The organism is Pectobacterium zantedeschiae, from assembly GCF_004137795.1.
GTDB classification, from domain to species: Bacteria; Pseudomonadota; Gammaproteobacteria; order Enterobacterales; family Enterobacteriaceae; genus Pectobacterium; species Pectobacterium zantedeschiae.
This window is the reverse complement of record NZ_NWTM01000001.1, coordinates 377,503-395,599: the sequence shown is the minus strand read 5'-3', so window position 1 is coordinate 395,599 and position 18,097 is coordinate 377,503. Positions and strand designations below refer to the sequence as shown.

Here is an 18,097-nt window from a genome sequence, read left to right as displayed (position 1 = left end):
CGGTCTCGCTGTCAGGCTGCTTTAGGCTGTTTTTCATATAAGAAATGCAGCACCTGCTGACGGTAATGGTGGTAACGCGGATCGTCAGCCAGCACAACGCGTGAACGCGGGCGCTCCAGATCAACCGTCATGATTTCACCGACCGTCGCCGCCGGGCCGTTGGTCATCATCAGTACGCGATCCGACAGCAGTACCGCTTCATCTACGTCGTGCGTAATCAACACAATCGTGGTTTGCAAACGCTGTTGAATCTCCATCACCGCATCCTGAAGATGCGCACGGGTCAGTGCATCCAGCGCACCAAACGGTTCATCCATCAGTAGCACCTTCGGCTTCATTGCCAGCGCACGGGCAATCCCCACACGCTGCTTCATCCCGCCGGAGATTTCATTCGGCCGCTTGTTCAGCGCATGCCCCATGTGCACCAGTTCCAGATTGTGAACAATCCATTCATGCATCTCGTGTTTATTCATCTGCCCACGAAACACCTGGCGTACCGCCAGCGCGACGTTTTCATAGGTGGTCAACCACGGCAGCAGCGAATGGTTCTGAAAGACCACTCCGCGCTCCGGTCCCGGTCCATCAATTTCACGGTTGTCACACAGCAGGCCGCCGCTGCTCGGCAGCGTTAGACCGGCAATCAGGTTCAATAGCGTGGATTTTCCGCAGCCGGAATGGCCGATCAGGCTGATCGTTTCTCCGGTGTGAATATCAAAACTCACCTGATCCAGCGCCAGAAATTCACCGCTGGCGGTATTGAAACGCTGGCTCACCTTTTGTACTTGAATAATCGGTGTTGTACGCATCGTCGACTCCTTAGCGATTGTCATAGCTGAAACGGTTAGCAATCCACACCAGTCCCTGCTCAAGCAGCAGACCGATAACACCAATCACCACAATAGCGATGATGATGTTTTCCACATTCAGGTTGTTCCATTCATTCCAAATCCAGAAGCCGATACCTACGCCCCCCGTCAGCATCTCCGCGGCAACAATCACCAGCCAGGCAACGCCAATCGACAGACGTACACCGGTCAACACATTAGGCAGCACAGCAGGCAGCAGAATTTTGCGCATGATGGTGAATTCCGAGAGCTTCAGGACGCGCGCCACGTTCAGATAATCCTGTGGGATATGACGTACACCTTCGGCGGTATTGAGGATCATCGGCCAGATGGAACAGATGAAAATCGTCCAACTGGAGGCCGGTTCCGCACGCTGAAACAGCAGCAGGCCAATAGGCAACCATGCGAGTGGGCTGACCGGGCGCAGCAGCGAAATAATCGGGTTGAACATGTTGGCCAAAAAGGTAAAACGACCAATCAGGAAGCCAGCGGGAATACCAACCAGCGCCGCCAGCCCGAAACCAATACCCACGCGTTGCAGCGAGGCCAATACGTTCCAACCGATGCCTTGATCGTTCGGCCCTGCGATGTAAAACGGATCGGCAAAGAGGCTGAGCGCCGCAAGCCAGGTCGTCCACGGTGTTGGAAAGTTTTCGCTGTTGAGCGCGGCAATTTGCCAAACGGCAACCAGCAACCCTAACCCCAGTACGGCTGGGAACAGTTGTTGAAATAACTTACGCAGCAACGGGCGGTAGGCGAAAGCGGGAGCCGTCGGCGCTTTCTCAGGCGTTGCGGGTTTCGTTGGTAGCGGCATAATGTCAGCACTGTGTACAGTTTCCGGGGCGTTATCCGCGGTAATTGGAATGACCTTGGCCTGGTTTTTCATCATCAACCTCACTTATTTCTTCACGCTAAAACTGTTGGCATAACCCGCCGGATCGCTACCATCCCAGCGGCGACCATCAATGAGCACGCTGCTGCGCATATCGCTACCGGGCAAGGACACATTCCCTACGGCATCAGCCGCCTGCTTGTAGATATCAATGCGGTTAACCTGCTTCGCGACAGCCAGATAGTCCGGTTCTTCGGTGAGCAATCCCCAGCGTTTATGCTGAGTGAGGAACCACATTCCATCGGACAGATACGGGTAGTTCACAGAACCATCGTGGTAGAAACGCATCGCGTGTTCGTCTTTCCAGCTTTTCCCCAACCCATTCTCGTACTGGCCTAGCATGCGTCCGACGATGGTTTCTTCTTTGGCATTGATGTACGCCCGTCCAGCGATCACACCAGCCGTCTCACGGCGGTTGTCGTCTGAAGCATCAATCCAGCGTGAGGCATCGAGGATTGCGGCAGTCAAGGCACGGGCGCTATTCGGGTTACCGTTCACCCAGTCAGCACGGGTGCCCAGTACTTTTTCTGGGTGATCCGGCCAAATGTCTTGCGAGGTAGCAGCGGTAAAGCCGATTTTTTCGCTGATGGCGCGCTGGTTCCACGGCTCTCCAACGCAGTAGCCGACCATATTGCCAATTTTCATGTTCATCACCATCTGCGGTGGCGGCACCACTACGGTGCGCACGTCGTTCAGTGGGTGAATCCCGGCGGAGGCCAGCCAGTAGTAAAGCCACATCGCGTGTGTACCGGTCGGGAAGGTTTGGGCGAAGGTGTAGGTACCCGCCGGGCTGGCAGCAACATATTTTTGCAGTGCGGCGAGATCGGTGACGTTGGCTTCACGCAGTTGGTTCGCCAGCGTGATCCCTTGTCCGTTCTGATTAATCGTCATCAGTGCCGCCATGTTGCTCTGCGACCCAGACAGCCCCATTTGCAGGCCGTACAGCTGGCCATACAGAATGTGTGCGGCATCCAGCTCACCCGATACCAGCTTGTCACGTACCGCAGCCCAACTGGCTTCTTTGCTGGGAACGATGGTGATGCCGTACTTCTTATCGAAGCCTTTCACTGCCGCCATTACAACCGAAGCGCAGTCCGTTAGCGGGATGAATCCAACCCGGATTTCCTTTTTCTCCGGTGCATCAGAACCCGCAGCCCAGGCACTATTCATCAATCCTGGCAGCATCAGGCTGCCTCCCAGTGCAGCGCTCCCCAACAGAAACTGGCGGCGAGAGACGGTCATGCTCTTGGTTTTGGAATCACTCATCAACGACACCCTTGCGCAAAATGCCTTTTCAGGCGGTAAAAACAAAAACGGCGTCCACAAGCCCATGCAGAATCTGCACGCTTATGGACGCCGTTGTCCGATTAACACCTTCCGCACCGCCGTTGGCCCGAAACGTATTATGAATGTTTGGTTGTTGCTAATGAGTTAAAGCAAGGTTTGTGCCAGCTATCACACTTTTGCGTATTCACGTGAGGGATTATTTAATCAAGCGGTGAATGGTAATCCAGATAACCACATGTAATTTATAGTGATAATTTCGTGCGCTAGAATATCGCCATTTCTATGCTATGTCGCAGCACGCGCCCGACACGGGGCGCTCAGTCGCCGCCGCCCCGTGACCCGTGGCTTTTTCGCGAGAAATAACGTCGCTACGCGATACCTTCATAAAAAACAGTCTTTTAACGGACCATCGTTGACGCGCTCCCGGCGCGGCAACGACTTTCGCGGCTTCCCTGCCGCTCATCCTAAGCCTGTTTTTTCTTCAGCGTTATTTACGCTCATCACAGCACAACAACAGTGAGAACGAGTCAATATCCTTGGCGCACGAAACCACCTCCCCCACAGCTATTGACTCCGCGCATTACTCCTCGCAGGACGATGTTTTGCACCGCTAACTGGCAGAACACGCACAGTTCATGTGCATATACCTCTTAAGGGGTATCCCCGAATACATCTGCCACCGCGAGCATCGCTGTAGCGATTTCAATCAGCTTTTTATTCTGGCTCATCGCCATGCGGCGCAGGGTTTTGTAGGCCTCTTCTTCACTTAATCCACGGTGCTGCATCAGCAGACCTTTCGCACGATCGATCTGTTTTCTTTCATTCAATGTGGCACGCAGCGCAGTCAATTCGTGGTCCAACGCCTGCAAGCGCCGCGACTGTTGCTGCACCAGCGATAGCAGCGAGCGCCCCAGCTGTGGGCTAACGCCATCGCTATGTAACCAGCCGGGCTGTGCGTTTTGCCCTTCCACATCGTGACCAGCAATAAATATCGAATAGCCTGGATCGTCATTTTCCTGCTGCGCCATCAGCTCTTCGAGATCCGCCCGCTGATCACTGCACGCCTTTTCCGCTGCCGCAATACGGGTACGGCAACGCTGCATCAGCGTCTGCTCCAACTCATCTTCCATCTGCTTCATTTCATCAATACGCCGTGTGGCAATCGAAAACCAGTGCAGGCTATCGGCTTCCGATAGTTTCTCTATCGGGCTGCGGGTACAGACAATGCGGCGCAGACGCTCAAACTCGCTGTCTACCGAGATAGCACACCAGCGCTGCTGGCTTTCTTCATCGCTAAAATTCAGGAAGGTATCGAAACAACGCTCCTGCCGTTCGATCAAATCCAGCAGTTTTTGCCGGGTGTCCTCATCAATGCAGCCTGCTGCATAGGCCGCCGCACCGACAGCACGCTCCTGCCCTGCCAACTCTTTCCCCTGCATAAAACTAAACATGGCAATTAACGCGCGGGAGATCCCCGGATCGGCCGCCGTATCGGACACCTCAAAAACCAGCGCCAGCAGGTTACGAATAATGTCGTTAAAGAATGTCATCGCCTGCGGCTGAGGCAGCAAACGCTGGCAAATCTGCTGGCGTAACGCGGGCAGCAGGCTCAGCGCATAGACCACGCTGGCGACGCGGCTGAATAAACGGCTTGCCTGCGGCAGCTCTGCCGTCATTTTTTCCAATCCGGCCAGATGCATCATCAAATTCGTCTGCGCCGCCTGCACGTCTTTTTCACGTAGCGCCAGCTCATCGGTGAAGAATCGGCCATCGGAACAAAGGAACAGATTCGCCGTTCCCCGTTCGCGCTGCAATAGATGCACAAGCTGGCTGATTTTTCCCACCAGCTCACCACTTTGCAGCAGGTAGCGCAGGCTGTTTAGCTCACACTGGCGCGAGGCAAGTAAAAATCGAATTGTCGTTGAAGGCTCCGCCACCATTTTTGTCTCTCCTGAAAAAACCACTGTCCGAAAGATGCAATTAATGCGCCATTTACACCCATTCACATTTGGCTGAAAACAAGAGCCTCTTGTCCACAAGGTCACGGCCGCTTCCGTGCGCTTTTCACCTTAATTTTTAAACTCCGTTACTAAACCTACCGCCATCCCAAACGGTACTCTCTTCATCGTCACTAAAACGGTTTTATAGCCATCGCACGATACCTGGCACTCATGCGGAAACAGAACGAGTCACCGTCAAAGCCGCATCGTAGCGACGTCACAACCATAGGAAGGCATGAACATGGCGAATTTATCTGAACAAGAAAGCTGGGTTGATGGAATTTATCAGCTTGAAACATCGGACCCGGTTGTCGCAGGTCCCGGTGGAGTGTCCAACCGTCAGGCAGAGCAGTTAGCTAGCCGTACGGCTTACCTGAAAAAAATGCAGGAAACCACTGGCGAAAGCTTGCAAAAACATCTCGTAGCCAGCGATCCGCATTCGCAATATGCCCCCAAAAATAGCCCAGCGCTAACGGGAACACCCACCGCGCCAACCACAGCGCAGACGGCAAACAACACGCAAATTGCCACCACGGCGTTTGTGAAAACGGCCATCGCCGCACTGATCAATGGTTCTCCGGCGGCGCTTGATACACTGCAAGAGTTAGCGAATGCGCTAGGCAACGATCCGCACTTCAGCACAACCATATTGAATGCGATTGCTGACGTGAAAACTGACGCTGCCAATAAGCTGAATGCTCATGCTTCCATTCCTGATGCCCATCCCCAGTACGCCCCGAAAGCCAGCCCTGTCTTCACGGGAACGCCAACAGCACCAACGGCAGCCTCCAGTTCTAACAACACGCAATTGGCAACAACGGCGTTTGTGAAAGCGGCGGTGGCGGCATTGGTGAACGGTTCCCCTGCGGCACTGGATACGCTGCAAGAGCTGGCGAATGCGTTGGGGAATGACCCAAACTTCAGTACAACGGTGCTAAATGCATTGGCAGGGAAGCTGGCAAAAGACCAGAACGGTGCGGATATCACTGACAAAACGAAATTTCGTGAAAATCTGGGACTGGTGAAGCAAACCGCGCCATTTGATGCTACAGCGAACGCCGTAATGGTTAACGGTGCGTGGGGGTTGGGTGGCTCAGGAATAATGGCGGATGATGCGAACGAAATCATCCAGTCCGGGCAGTCTAAGTTCTTCAGAAGTTCAGTAAACAAAGACGCCAACATTAATTGGCCCGATAGTGATGGGTATGCATGGCGGGGCATTAATGTTGCATGGGATATAAATGCGTCGTCAATATTAGCATTTAATCAGTCAAACGGAACATCACCCACCCAGCCTCGTATGTATTACCGTACCCGCGCAGCAGGAATGAACAGCCCTTGGCTTAACGTATTGATGTCAAATCAATACACAGTTGATGCAAATGGATATTTAAAAACACCGACTAGTGCGGCGATAACATCTACCTCAATCGGTGCAATGTCTATCAATGAACTGGCTGGTATCCCGCTGCCGTTTCCCGGTGCTGTCGCGCCCGCTGGCTGGCTGAAATGCAACGGTCAGGCATTTGATAAATCACGGTATCCGATTCTCGCCTCCCGCTATCCATCTGCCGTGTTACCCGATCTACGCGGCGAATTTGTACGCGGCTGGGATGACGGGCGCGGGGTTGATGCGGGACGTGCGCTGCTGTCCGCGCAGGGTGATGCGATACGCAGCCACAAACATTCAATCACCATGTCACATGAAGCAGGTGGAACGAAGGACTCTGCTGGTTTCCCCGCCACTGATGGAAGCGCGCCATTTATTGTTCACAGTGAAGCAAATCCAGATGGTTCAGTATCAGAGACAAATGGGGCGGGTAATCCATTGCATTCATTCGGTGGGAATGAAACCCGTCCCCGCAACATCACCTTTAACTACATCGTGAGAGCAGCATAATGAGCAACTATTCAACACAAATTAAAAACGCAGAACTGAACGAACACGGATTAGCCATCAACACGGGATGGATTACGGTTTATCACGTGAACCCGACAACGCGTGAATATCAGAGCGCCAGCTATGAATATGTGATGCAGGGTGTTGGCCTTCCTGCCGACAGCTATGCCGACGAACCACAATTGCCGCCTGTTGGACAAGCTCTGCGCCGTTCCGCTGATGGAAAATCGTGGGAACAGGTGCCGGATTACCGAGGCCAGACGGTTTACAGCACGGAAACTCGCCAGCCACAGACGGTGATGCAATTCGGTGCTCTGCCTGAAAATATGACGTTTCTGGCCCCAGCAACCGAGTTTGATAAGTGGGATGGAATGACGTGGGTGACAAACCGAGAGGCTCAGCAGCTTGCGGCAGCTCAAAGCTTACAGCAGGATCTGGCAGCACGGCGCGCGACGGCAAACACTCGAATTACCGAGCTGAGCTACGCGGTGGACTTAGCCATTGCCACGGATGAAGAGCAAGAACGGTTAACCCAATGGAAAATTTATCTGGTCGCGCTGAGCCGCCTTGATCTCACCGACTCGTCCGTTGTGTGGCCAGAAGCCCCGTCAGTATAATCGGTAACACCAGCCATTCATTACAAAATAAGGTGTGCCGTATTTAGCGTACGGCACACCCATCATTTCAGTCTCAATAGACAGGATGATCTGATCATTCCCCATTATTATTTATCAACAAATGTAAAATTAAATAAAAAATGAAACTGTTATATTTATCAATTTCAAATCTGTACTAATTAAATTAACAACTCACTTTAACACCAATCAAAAGCAAGAATATAAAACCAATAAAATTATTAAAATGAAATTAAACACCATAAAAACAAACAAAATAAAAACATAAACCCAAAATAACAGTGTTAAAGATAAAAACACCAAATCACCAAACTGTACTATTTATCCTCCAGTTTTTGCACGGTATAATCCCCGCACGTTTTACTCACTATTCATTCTTATCTCACTTCAATCAGTGAAGTTAATTTCCGACGGATGCAAATACCGTCGACGATAATTTATTCGCATTTATTCATCACTATTTATTCCGGCAAGTATCGGAATAACTGCATTTTCCTGCCTGTAGCTAGGAGCGTAACATGTTTGATGTCGTCGAGCTGTCGCGGCTGCAATTTGCCCTGACTGCCATGTACCACTTTCTTTTCGTCCCGCTGACGCTGGGATTGTCTTTCCTGCTGGCCATTATGAACACCACGTATGTGTTAACCGGCAAGCAAATCTACAAGGATATGACCAAATTCTGGGGCAAGCTGTTCGCCATCAACTTTGCACTGGGCGTGGCAACCGGTCTGACACTGGAATTCCAGTTCGGCACCAACTGGTCTTACTATTCTCACTATGTGGGTGACATTTTTGGTGCGCCACTCGCGATGGAAGGACTGATGGCGTTCTTTCTGGAATCCACGCTGGTCGGTCTGTTCTTTTTCGGCTGGGATCGCCTGACTAAAGTCCAACATATGATGGTGACCTGGTTTGTCGCACTAGGATCCAACTTCTCCGCCTTGTGGATTTTAGTCGCCAACGGCTGGATGCAAAACCCGATTGCCGCCGAATTCAATTACGAAACCATGCGCATGGAAATGCTGAGCTTCGCCGATCTGGTGCTGAACCCGGTCGCGCAGGTGAAGTTCGTCCACACGGTGGCAGCTGGCTACACCGCTGGCGCGATGTTCGTGCTGGGGATCAGTTCTTACTATCTATTGAGAGGCCGCGATATCGCGTTTGCCAAGCGCTCATTCGCCATTGCAGCCAGTTTCGGTCTGGCCTCGGTGCTTTCCGTCATCGTGTTAGGCGATGAATCCGGCTATGTGATGGGCGATGTGCAGAAAACCAAGCTGGCAGCGATCGAAGCCGAGTGGGAAACGCAACCCGCCCCGGCCTCTTTCACACTGTTCTCTATTCCTAATCAGGAAACAATGCAGAACGATTACGCCGTCCATATCCCTTACCTGCTAGGGTTAATTGCTACCCGTTCAGTCGACAAACCCGTCGTCGGTATTAAAGACCTGATGGCGCAACATGAGATACGCATTCGTAATGGTATGACGGCCTATGGTCTGTTGGAGGAACTCCGCTCAGGCAACACCGACCCCACCGTTCGCGCACAATTTGAGGCTGCCAAGCGCGATCTTGGCTACGGCATGCTGCTTAAGCGTTATACCGATGATGTCGCCAACGCCAGTGAAAACCAGATTCAGCAGGCAACTAAAGACTCCATTCCTCGCGTCGCACCTTTGTATATCGCATTTCGCCTGATGGTGGGCTGTGGCGTGCTGATGCTCGCTATTTTTGCTCTGTCATTCTGGAGCGTGATACGCGGCCGCATGGGGCAGCGTAAATGGCTGCACCGCGTAGCACTGTACGGTATTCCCCTGCCCTGGATCGCGATTGAATCCGGTTGGTTCGTCGCCGAATACGGTCGCCAACCGTGGGCAGTCGGCGAAGTCCTGCCTACTGCCGTTGCTAATTCTTCTCTTGAAGCGCACGACATCCTGCTGTCGATGGGGCTGATTTGCGGACTGTATACGCTGTTTCTGATTGCAGAAATGTACCTGATGTTCAAATTTGCCCGATTGGGGCCAAGCAGCCTGAAAACCGGCCGCTACCACTTTGAACAGATAACAACACCGCCACTCGCCACACCTGCAAAACCTTAACGGGAGCCACAATAATGCTGGATTATGAAACATTACGCCTGATTTGGTGGGGATTGATTGGCTTGCTGTTCATCGGCTTTGCCATCACCGACGGCTTTGACATGGGTGTAGGTATTCTGCTACGCCTGCTAGGCAAAAACGATACCGAACGGCGGGTGATGATTAACGTCATCGCCCCACACTGGGATGGTAATCAGGTCTGGCTGATCACCGGCGCAGGCGCGCTATTCGCCGCCTGGCCGATGGTCTATGCTGCTGCGTTTTCGGGTTTCTACTTCGCAATGATCCTGGTGCTGGCCGCCCTGTTTTTCCGTCCGGTAGGCTTTGATTACCGCTCCAAACTGGAAAACCACCGTTGGCGTAACATGTGGGACTGGGGCATTTTCATCGGCAGTTTCGTCCCCACGCTGGTGTTTGGCATTGCATTAGGAAACCTGTTGCAGGGCGTACCGTTGAGTGTAGATAAGTATTTGCGCCTCACTTACCACGGCGGATTCTTTGGCCTGTTGAATCCCTTCGGGCTGCTAGCGGGTGTCGTGAGTGTCGCCATGATCGTCACGCACGGCGCGATTTACCTGCAAATGCGCACCACAGATGCACTTCAGCGTCGCGCGCAAAAAACCGTACTGATCGCCAGCGCGCTGATGAGCATCGCTTTCTTACTGGCTGGTTTCTGGGTGCTAACCGGAATCGACGGCTTCGTGATTACCTCCGCGCTGGATAAAGCCGCTCCCTCCAACCCACTGCACAAAGAAGTGGCTCAACAGGCCGGGGCCTGGTTAACCAACTTTACGGCGCATCCTGCGCTGTGGGCGATTCCTGCACTGGGTGTGGTTCTGCCATGGTTCACGAGCCTCTTCTCGCGCCTGAACCGCTGCGGCTGGGGATTTCTGACGTCGGCATTGACGATTGTCTGCGTAATTCTAACGGCAGGGATTACGCTGTTCCCCTTCGTGATGCCTTCCAGCTTTGATCCCAACGTCAGCCTGACGATCTGGGATGCCACCTCCAGCCAGCTTACGCTTCAGGTGATGACGATTTTGGCCTGTATCTTTGTTCCTACCATCCTGATCTATACCAGTTGGTGTTATTACAAAATGTTTGGCCGGATCGACGCACGTTACATCGAAGAGAATAAGCATTCCGTTTACTAACGATTTGAGGAGAAAGAAGATGTGGTATTTCGCCTGGATACTCGGCACGCTGCTGGCTTGCGCGTTCGCACTGGTCACCGCATTGGCCGTAGAGAATCATGAAGCGGGGAAAGACGCGTAATGAGAAAAAGAAGCGCCATGTCGGCGCTTCATCATTCAGGGCAAATATCGTCACCAGGGCAGACGAAATCAGCCAAGGGCGCTAGAATGCAGAGGCTATGCCCACATCGAATACCCTCTTCAACCTGAAATCAGATGACGACATGACAACACCCAGACAGGACAAAACGCCATGGTGGAGTCAGGGGAGAACCCCGGACTACCGTTTTTCATTAGCGAATGAACGCACCTTTCTGGCGTGGATCCGCACCGCGCTGGCATTTCTCGCGGGTGCGGTGGGTATCGATCAATTTACCGTGCATATCGATCCGCTACTGCGTCAAGGGTTATCGTTGTTACTCGTCATCAGTGCAGCGCTGCTGGGTGGCTTGGCCTATCGTCGGTGGGTCAGCAATGAAAAAGCCATGCGGCAGGAAAATGATATGCCGTACACGCCGATGCTGCTGATCGTGACGCTATTTATCACCCTCATTGCCATCGCACTCGCCGCCATGATTCTGTTCGGGTAGCGCATGGAGACGACTCGCGATCCAGGGTTACAGCCACAGCGAACCGGCATGGCCTGGTCCCGAACGCTGTTTGTCATGCTGATCAATAGCCTGCTGTGTTTCCGCCTCAGTATGGTCGACGACAGCCGCACGGTTTTCGCCTGCGCCATTCTGCTCTTATGCGTTTCCGCTCTGATGTCGGTGCTGGCGATTGTACGTTATCGTTTTAATGCCAGTTGCCAGTTGGTGCTATCGCGCATTAGCCATGGGCTGATCGTGCTGACATCGGCATCCATTGTGATCACAGCGTTGATATTGCTGCTGCATTTCAGCGGCGTGTGGCAAGGATAGATGTTCAGAAAGAAAGGCGGTGAAGCCCAAACGTGCTTCACCGATGAGGTCGGCTATTCGATCGAACTTTCCGGGAACAGGAACGGGTTGATACTACTGCGAGAAAAACCTTCTTCCTCCATTTTCACATCCAGAACCAGCGACGCCAGATCGTCGGCGACAGCTTCCACCCGGTGATCTTTTTCCTGATATAGCAGCTTCACATACGTGCCACAGTGACCACAGCTTTCTGCTTTAATCGCGGAATTTTCGCTATCCAGTGACCAGTAATTAAGTTCGCTGGACTCTTCGCAGTTGCTGCATTTCACCCGCACCATATGCCATTCGCTCTCACACAGATTACAGTGCAGATAACGCAGCCCGCTGGACGTACCTAATTGCACCACGCCAGAAACGGGAATGCTGCCACATACGGGGCAGAACTGACGATGTTCTCCAGGTACGGCACGTGCTTTGCCGGGCAACTGGCCTGCCATCTGCGCCCAAAATAGCGATAGCGCCGCCCAAATGAATGGGGCTTTATCGTTGTTTTCGGCACGAAATTCATGTTGCAGCAACGCCGTTGCCTGTTCTTCCAACTCCTGTTCTGACGCTTTTTCCAGATTCTCCAGCGTGGATAACACCTCTCCGCTGGCATCCGGTTTCAATTCTTCGATCAACGCACGCAGCAGCGTGTGCCAATGCGCATCACGCGGGAATACCTCAATATCGAGCGGCGGGCGTTCGCCAGACTGTTTCAGCACATCACTTAGATCAAGCTGCAACGGATGATCGTGCAACACCTTCTGCTGGGCTTCAACCACGCCAGCGGCGAAGGTGAGATAATCTCCCAGCGGGTGATCTTCCGCTAACTGCCGCAGACGCTCCGCGCGACTGCTGTACAGGCTTTTCAGATTGGCAAAAAGCAGCGGAGGGATATGCCCTTCCCGCGTTGATTGTTCATTCTTTTCTAACTGTTCCTGAGGAACAATACGAATACTCATCAGGGGGATTTTTCCTGTTGTTTACGTTGTCTATCCGATAGATTTCGGGTATGGCTCACCTTTGGCAGGGATTATACCCATCGCGCCGATCGACTTACTGATTTCTGGCAAGGTTATGACTACTTTCGCCGCCAATGCCGCTGCCTTCCCACTTTCCGCCATAACGGAAACAGTAGCAGAAAAGCGGCAGGCATCTCCACACCCATAAAGGGGTGATCACGTCAGACGAGAGGATAGCTGCGCCCGAATCAGCGAGGCTAATGCGATCACACTTTGTTCGCAGCGATCGTCCCAGTCGTAGGAGGCATTGAAGCGGAAGTAGCGATCGTATTTATCGCCAGTCGTGAACATTTTCCCCGGTGCAATACTAATGCCCCGTTCTAACGCACGACGGTAGAGTTCCGTGCTACTCACACCTTCAGGCAATTCCAGCCAAAGAAAATAGCCGCCTTGCGAATGATTAATGCGGACTTCACCCGGAAAATGTCGCCGTAGAGACTGTAACGCCGCGTGTTTTCGCTGCTCCAGCGCCCGTCGCAGGCGGCGTAAATGGCTGTCATAGCTGCTGGTCGCCAGATAGTCCGCAATCGCCAGTTGCATCGGTGCGCTGGTTGATAATGTACTCATCAGTTGTAAACGCTGAATGCTTCCCGCATAGGCTCCAGCCGCCACCCAACCGATGCGGAACCCTGCAACCAGGTTTTTAGAAAAAGAGGAGCAGTGCAGAATCGAGCCTTTTTTATCCAATGCCTTGGCAGGCAACGGGCGTTGCAGACCAGTGTAGAGTTCGCTGTAGACGTCATCCTCTACCAACCCCACGCCGTGGTTTTCCAACATTGCCACCAGCCGCTGTTTCTTCTCAAAGGACAGCGTGCAGCCGAGCGGATTATGAAAATTCGTCATCAGCCAGCAGGCTTTAATCGGGTAGTCATTCAGTGCCTGCTGTAGCGCGTCAAGATCAATACCCTGCTGCGGATCGGTCGCAATCGCAATGGCTTTGAGTTTAAGGCGTTCAATCGCCTGTAGCGCACCGTAAAAAGCGGGAGACTCAATCACCACGTAATCGCCCGGTTCCGTCAGCACCTGAAGGCTGAGATTGAGGGACTCCATTGCCCCCGCCGTAATCACAATTTCATCGGGTGGAACGGCTATCCCCTGCAACGCATAGCGTTGGGCGATATTCTTCCTTAGGCTTTCATTACCCGGTGGTAAATTATCCAGCGCACTTTGCGGCTGCATATGACGTGCCACCGAGGCCAGCGAGCGTGTTAGTTGGCGCTGTGGAAAGAGCTGCGGATCGGGAAATGCCGATCCGAAGGGCATCACCGCCGGATCTTTGCTGGCCTGAAGTACGTCAAAAATAAACGCGTTAACGTCCACATCTTCGGTAAGCTGGACGCGATCCTGCCCAACGGGCGAATACAGATTGTCAGCTGGCATAGCTGCCAGCTGAGGTGCCGCGTAGTAACCCGATTGTGGACGCGACACAATCAACCCCTGACTTTCCAGCAGTTGATACGCGTGCAGCACCGTCATCAGGCTCATGCCCGAATGCAGTGATTTTTCCCGCAGCGAGGGCAATTTGTCGCCCGGCTGCCAGATACCTTCCTGAAGCTGCTCACGAATCTGGTGAGCGAGCTGTTCAAACTTTGCCATAGCACTACGGTTTCGCTGGGTAAGAATGCCATTATTTTGGGTTCGCTCATCACCGATGAGCGACGATCGATCAGGATATTTTATCGAGAGCAACACGTTGAACGCGTGCTATTTCGCTGCGTAGCGTTGTACAAAATCCAGCAGGATCTTGCGTGCCCAGACCGGTTCCTGTGGGATGTCCATCATCCGATCGACATCCCAGCCGCCCTGCCGCAGCGCCGTTTCATTATGGCGCAGACACGTCAGCATGATGTCCGTGCTGAATTCAGGGTGGAACTGCACGGTCAACACTTTCTCGCTATAGCGGATAATCTGGCAGCCGTCCATCTCTGAGCTCGCCAGCACCTGTGCATCTTCTGGCGCTTCCAGCACGGATTGCTGGTGGGTCAGGTAAGCACCGAACTGCTGAGGATAATCGCGCAATAATGGGTCTTGTGCCGCGACTTCATTGGTTGTCACAACCTGAATGCCGACCTCCTTGCCGTTCGGGTTATCGCCTACTTTGCCGCCCAGCGCATCGGCCAGCAGCTGGTGCCCATAACACACGCCCAGCAGCGGGACATCTGCGTGATACGCCTCACGCAGCCAGCCAGCGGTGTATTCGCTCCAGTCCAACCGATCCGTGACCATCGCCCACGAGCCGGAGATAATCGCCGCCACTACCGTATCAAACGGCGGTAGCGGTTCCCCAAGATCGGGGCGAACGATACTCACAGGCTGCGTTTTGCCCTGTACCGCATCGCTAAACCATTTCCCCTGTTGCCCAACCTGAGAGGCAATACCTTCCGGCGGTTGGCCCAGCTGAATCACCAGCAATACCTTTTCGCTCATCGTCCTGTTCTGCCCGTATTCGAAAATCACAAGTTTGAAAAAATCATTCGGCTGAAAAACCACCCGTCAAAAAAACAACAAGAACACGACGCGCAGCATCTCCTACGAACGTAGCACTAACGTAATACGATTCCTATCCAAGTCATATGCTGGATAGCAAAAGGCCACCTCAATGACCGGTGGCCTTTCACCCCTACGGTTTCAACTGCAAGACTGAACCTTCAGTATCACGGCAACCGATAGGCAATCACATAATCTCCGCGATCCGGTGAGTTACGCGCACCACCAGCCGAAATGACGATGTATTGCTTACCATCAACCGAAGACTTGTAGCTGATTGGCGTGCCCTGGCTTCCCACAGGCAGTCGAGCTTTCCAGACTTCTTTACCCGTTGCGCTATCAAACGCACGCAGATAGTAATCCTGCGTTGAGGCGATAAACACCAGACCGCCCTGAGTGGCAAGCGTACCGCCAATCGTTGGCATACCAATCGGAATCGGCAATCCCATCTTGATACCGAATGGCCCCGTGTCTTGTACTGTTCCAACCGGAACCTGCCAGGCAATTTTCTGCGTTTTTAAATCCACTGCCGTCAATGTGCCAAATGGCGGTTTCTGACAAGGGATCTCGATAGGCGACATGAAACGGACTTTAGCGTTAACCGAATACGGCGTGCCATCAAGCGGAACCGGACGATCGATGCTGGCCGCTTCGTTACCATCACTTTTCTTACCCTGATTCTCCGCCGACGTCGGTACCAGCTGAACCTCCAGCCCTACTCTCATGTCATTGACGAACAGATAATTATTCACCGGATCGGTAGATAGTCCGCCCCAGTTCATCCCGCCCAGTGAGCCAGGCAGGTTAAGTGACGGATCGTGACCCGGTGGGGTAAACAGCCCGTTGTAGCGTTTAGACTTGAAGTGAACACGGCATAGCAGTTGGTCGAATGGCGTCGCCCCCCACATATCCGATTCTTTCAGGACATCAGCCCCAATTTGCGGCATACCAACGGAAACAGGCTGAGTCGGAGAATAGATTTCGCTTGGAATCTCTCCCTGTTCAACCTTTTTCTCTTCTACTTTCGTCAACGGTTTACCCGTCGCACGGTCGAGAACGAATAGCTGGCCCGCTTTGGTACCAAATACTAACGCCGGTACATTTTTGCCATCTTCACTAGGGAAATTAACGAAAGAAGGCTGCATCGGCACATCAAAGTCCCACAGATCATCGTGGACAGTCTGATAAACCCACTTGACCTGCCCTGTGGAGGCATCCACCGCCACCATTGACGCACCAAATTTACGATCCAGATCGCTACGTTTGACGCCCCATAAATCGATGGCAGCGCTTCCCGTCGGCATGAATACCGTGTTTGACTGCGGGTCATACGACATCGGTGCCCATACGTTAGGCGTCGAGCGCGTGTAGTTCTGACCCTGTGCTGGTTCCGTTGTCTCCTGCGGATTACCGGGATCGAACGCCCAGCGCAGCTTACCGGTAATCACATCAAACCCGCGAACGACGCCGCCTGGCATATCGAGGCTCACGTTATCCGCGACCCTGCCGCCAATGACGATGACCGTCCCTGCCAATGTTGGCGCTGAAGTCGGATAATATTGCCCTTTGTCGCTACCTTTGCCCATGTGATCGCTGAGATCAACCCGGCCATTGGTACCAAAATCTGGGCACAATGCCCCAGTGTCCGCATCAACGGCGATCAGCTCTGGCGTCACGCTATTCATCAGAATGCGACGTTGGCAAACCGCGCCTGCTGGCACCGAAACTTGCTCAACGGGCGTAGAACCGGGAAGATCGGGCTGCACTAGCGGCTGTGTGGCATCGAAATAGGCAAGACCACGGCAGCGCATCCACTTTTTCTGGTGAGCACCAATTTCGGTCTTCCACAGCTGTTCACCGCTTGTGGCATCCACGGCAATAATGTTGTTATGCGGTGTACAGAGGAACAAACGGTTGCCCACTTGCAGCGGGGTCTGTTGATCCTCAGCACCACCACCACCCGGACTCTGCGGCACATCACCAGTACGGTATGTCCACGCAACCTGGAGATCTTTCACATTATCCCGCGTGACCTGATCCAATGCGACAAAGCGCGAAGCGCCAGAGGTGTTGCCGTAATTACTCCAGTCACGCTGCTCTTCACCCGGTTTCACAGGGACGAGCGGCAGTTGGGCACCGGAGGAAGGCACTGGCGCATGGGGAACAAACATCCCGCCGACAGTGGCAACAAAGGCCAGTGCCAGCACGCCCGCAGAAATCCCTGCGGTGCGCCAACTCGTCTGCTTGCCCGCTGAATTACGCAAAAGAGGCAATGACAGTGCAACCAGAATGGCAATCCCTACCAGCGTAAGCAAACGCGATACCAGAGGCCAAAAATCCAGACCGACATCCCACAATGACCAAATAACGGTTCCTAACAAAACGGCACCGTACAAATAAGCACCTAAGACGTTTTTACGCCAGAGAAGCACCCCGGAAATCAGCAGTACTAAACCGGAGACCAGAAAATAGGGGCTCCCTCCCAAACCAATCAGTTTGGCCCCATAATAGGCGAAGAAAGCGCCTATCGCCGTTACGATTAACCCCAAGATCAGCAGCCAGATACCCTGCAACCTGGACACACGTGGTTTTGCCATAGAAAATTCCATCAATACGAGCAAACCTTATCTTCACATCATTTACCCCACATCTAACACGATGATGGAGAAAGGAATGCATTACGTTAGTGTTTTAGAAAAGCGAGAATGTGGGTCGAGAAACCGCATAAATATGCTGGATATATCGTTTCCACCCCACTTAATAGCGTAGATGCTTTTTAAAGGGTCACAATCATATTGC

15 protein-coding genes are annotated in these 18,097 nt (G+C 52.9%); 7 read left to right on the top strand and 8 right to left on the bottom strand.

Annotated features, from left to right (window positions below; all coding sequences use genetic code 11):
• Positions 1 to 11 precede the first annotated feature (11 nt).
• From CLR69_RS01825 to CLR69_RS01805, 4 genes are all read right to left on the bottom strand, one after another.
• A complete protein-coding gene (locus tag CLR69_RS01825; RefSeq protein WP_129711799.1) occupies positions 12 to 806 on the bottom strand; it encodes an ABC transporter ATP-binding protein in 795 nt (264 codons plus the stop codon).
• Positions 807 to 816: 10 nt separating this feature from the next.
• Positions 817 to 1,731: a nitrate ABC transporter permease gene (gene ntrB / locus CLR69_RS01820; protein ID WP_129712051.1), complete on the bottom strand. Its 915-nt coding sequence runs from the start codon at positions 1,729 to 1,731 to the stop codon at positions 817 to 819.
• Positions 1,732 to 1,743: 12 nt separating this feature from the next.
• Positions 1,744 to 3,003, bottom strand: a complete 1,260-nt coding sequence (locus CLR69_RS01815) for a CmpA/NrtA family ABC transporter substrate-binding protein (RefSeq protein ID WP_129711800.1) — start codon at positions 3,001 to 3,003, stop codon at positions 1,744 to 1,746.
• A gap of 671 nt (positions 3,004 to 3,674) precedes the next feature.
• A complete protein-coding gene (locus CLR69_RS01805; RefSeq protein WP_129711802.1) occupies positions 3,675 to 4,964 on the bottom strand; it encodes a nitrate regulatory protein in 1,290 nt (429 codons plus the stop codon).
• 301 nt (positions 4,965 to 5,265) lie between these two features.
• Between CLR69_RS01805 and CLR69_RS01800 the strand changes: the two genes are divergently transcribed.
• From CLR69_RS01800 to CLR69_RS01770, 7 genes are all read left to right on the top strand, one after another.
• The gene (locus tag CLR69_RS01800; RefSeq protein WP_129711803.1) at positions 5,266 to 6,924 is read left to right on the top strand and encodes a phage tail protein; all 1,659 of its coding nucleotides are present in this window, start codon (positions 5,266 to 5,268) and stop codon (positions 6,922 to 6,924) included.
• Entirely contained in the window at positions 6,924 to 7,541 is a 618-nt protein-coding gene (locus tag CLR69_RS01795; protein ID WP_129711804.1) for a tail fiber assembly protein, read from the top strand. Before CLR69_RS01800 ends, CLR69_RS01795 begins: the two co-directional genes overlap by 1 nt.
• 536 nt (positions 7,542 to 8,077) lie before the next feature.
• Positions 8,078 to 9,655 carry a cytochrome ubiquinol oxidase subunit I gene (cydA, locus tag CLR69_RS01790; RefSeq protein WP_129711805.1) on the top strand — a complete coding sequence of 526 codons (1,578 nt, stop codon included), beginning with the start codon at positions 8,078 to 8,080 and terminating at the stop codon, positions 9,653 to 9,655.
• A gap of 14 nt (positions 9,656 to 9,669) precedes the next feature.
• Positions 9,670 to 10,809, top strand: a complete 1,140-nt coding sequence (gene cydB, locus CLR69_RS01785; protein WP_129705608.1) for a cytochrome d ubiquinol oxidase subunit II — start codon at positions 9,670 to 9,672, stop codon at positions 10,807 to 10,809.
• Positions 10,810 to 10,828: 19 nt separating this feature from the next.
• Positions 10,829 to 10,930 (top strand): cytochrome bd-I oxidase subunit CydX, encoded by a 102-nt coding sequence (gene cydX, locus CLR69_RS01780; protein ID WP_014699180.1) that lies wholly within the window; start codon positions 10,829 to 10,831, stop codon positions 10,928 to 10,930.
• 142 nt (positions 10,931 to 11,072) lie between these two features.
• Positions 11,073 to 11,438, top strand: coding sequence for a YidH family protein (locus CLR69_RS01775; protein WP_129711806.1), 366 nt, complete (start codon positions 11,073 to 11,075; stop codon positions 11,436 to 11,438).
• Positions 11,439 to 11,441: 3 nt separating this feature from the next.
• On the top strand, positions 11,442 to 11,768 hold the full coding sequence (locus tag CLR69_RS01770) for a DUF202 domain-containing protein (RefSeq protein ID WP_129705604.1): 327 nt from the start codon (positions 11,442 to 11,444) through the stop codon (positions 11,766 to 11,768).
• 53 nt (positions 11,769 to 11,821) lie between these two features.
• Here the strand turns inward: CLR69_RS01770 and fdhE are convergent, their stop codons facing one another.
• The 4 genes from fdhE to CLR69_RS01750 all read right to left on the bottom strand — a co-directional run bounded on the left by fdhE (position 11,822) and on the right by CLR69_RS01750 (position 17,895).
• Positions 11,822 to 12,751 carry a formate dehydrogenase accessory protein FdhE gene (gene fdhE, locus CLR69_RS01765; protein ID WP_129711807.1) on the bottom strand — a complete coding sequence of 310 codons (930 nt, stop codon included), beginning with the start codon at positions 12,749 to 12,751 and terminating at the stop codon, positions 11,822 to 11,824.
• 216 nt (positions 12,752 to 12,967) lie between these two features.
• Positions 12,968 to 14,407, bottom strand: coding sequence for an aminotransferase-like domain-containing protein (locus CLR69_RS01760; RefSeq protein WP_129711808.1), 1,440 nt, complete (start codon positions 14,405 to 14,407; stop codon positions 12,968 to 12,970).
• A gap of 108 nt (positions 14,408 to 14,515) precedes the next feature.
• Positions 14,516 to 15,238, bottom strand: coding sequence for a glutamine amidotransferase (locus tag CLR69_RS01755; protein WP_129711809.1), 723 nt, complete (start codon positions 15,236 to 15,238; stop codon positions 14,516 to 14,518).
• Between the two features lie 227 nt (positions 15,239 to 15,465).
• A complete protein-coding gene (locus CLR69_RS01750) occupies positions 15,466 to 17,895 on the bottom strand; it encodes a membrane-bound PQQ-dependent dehydrogenase, glucose/quinate/shikimate family (RefSeq protein WP_129711810.1) in 2,430 nt (809 codons plus the stop codon).
• Positions 17,896 to 18,097: the final 202 nt, after the last annotated feature.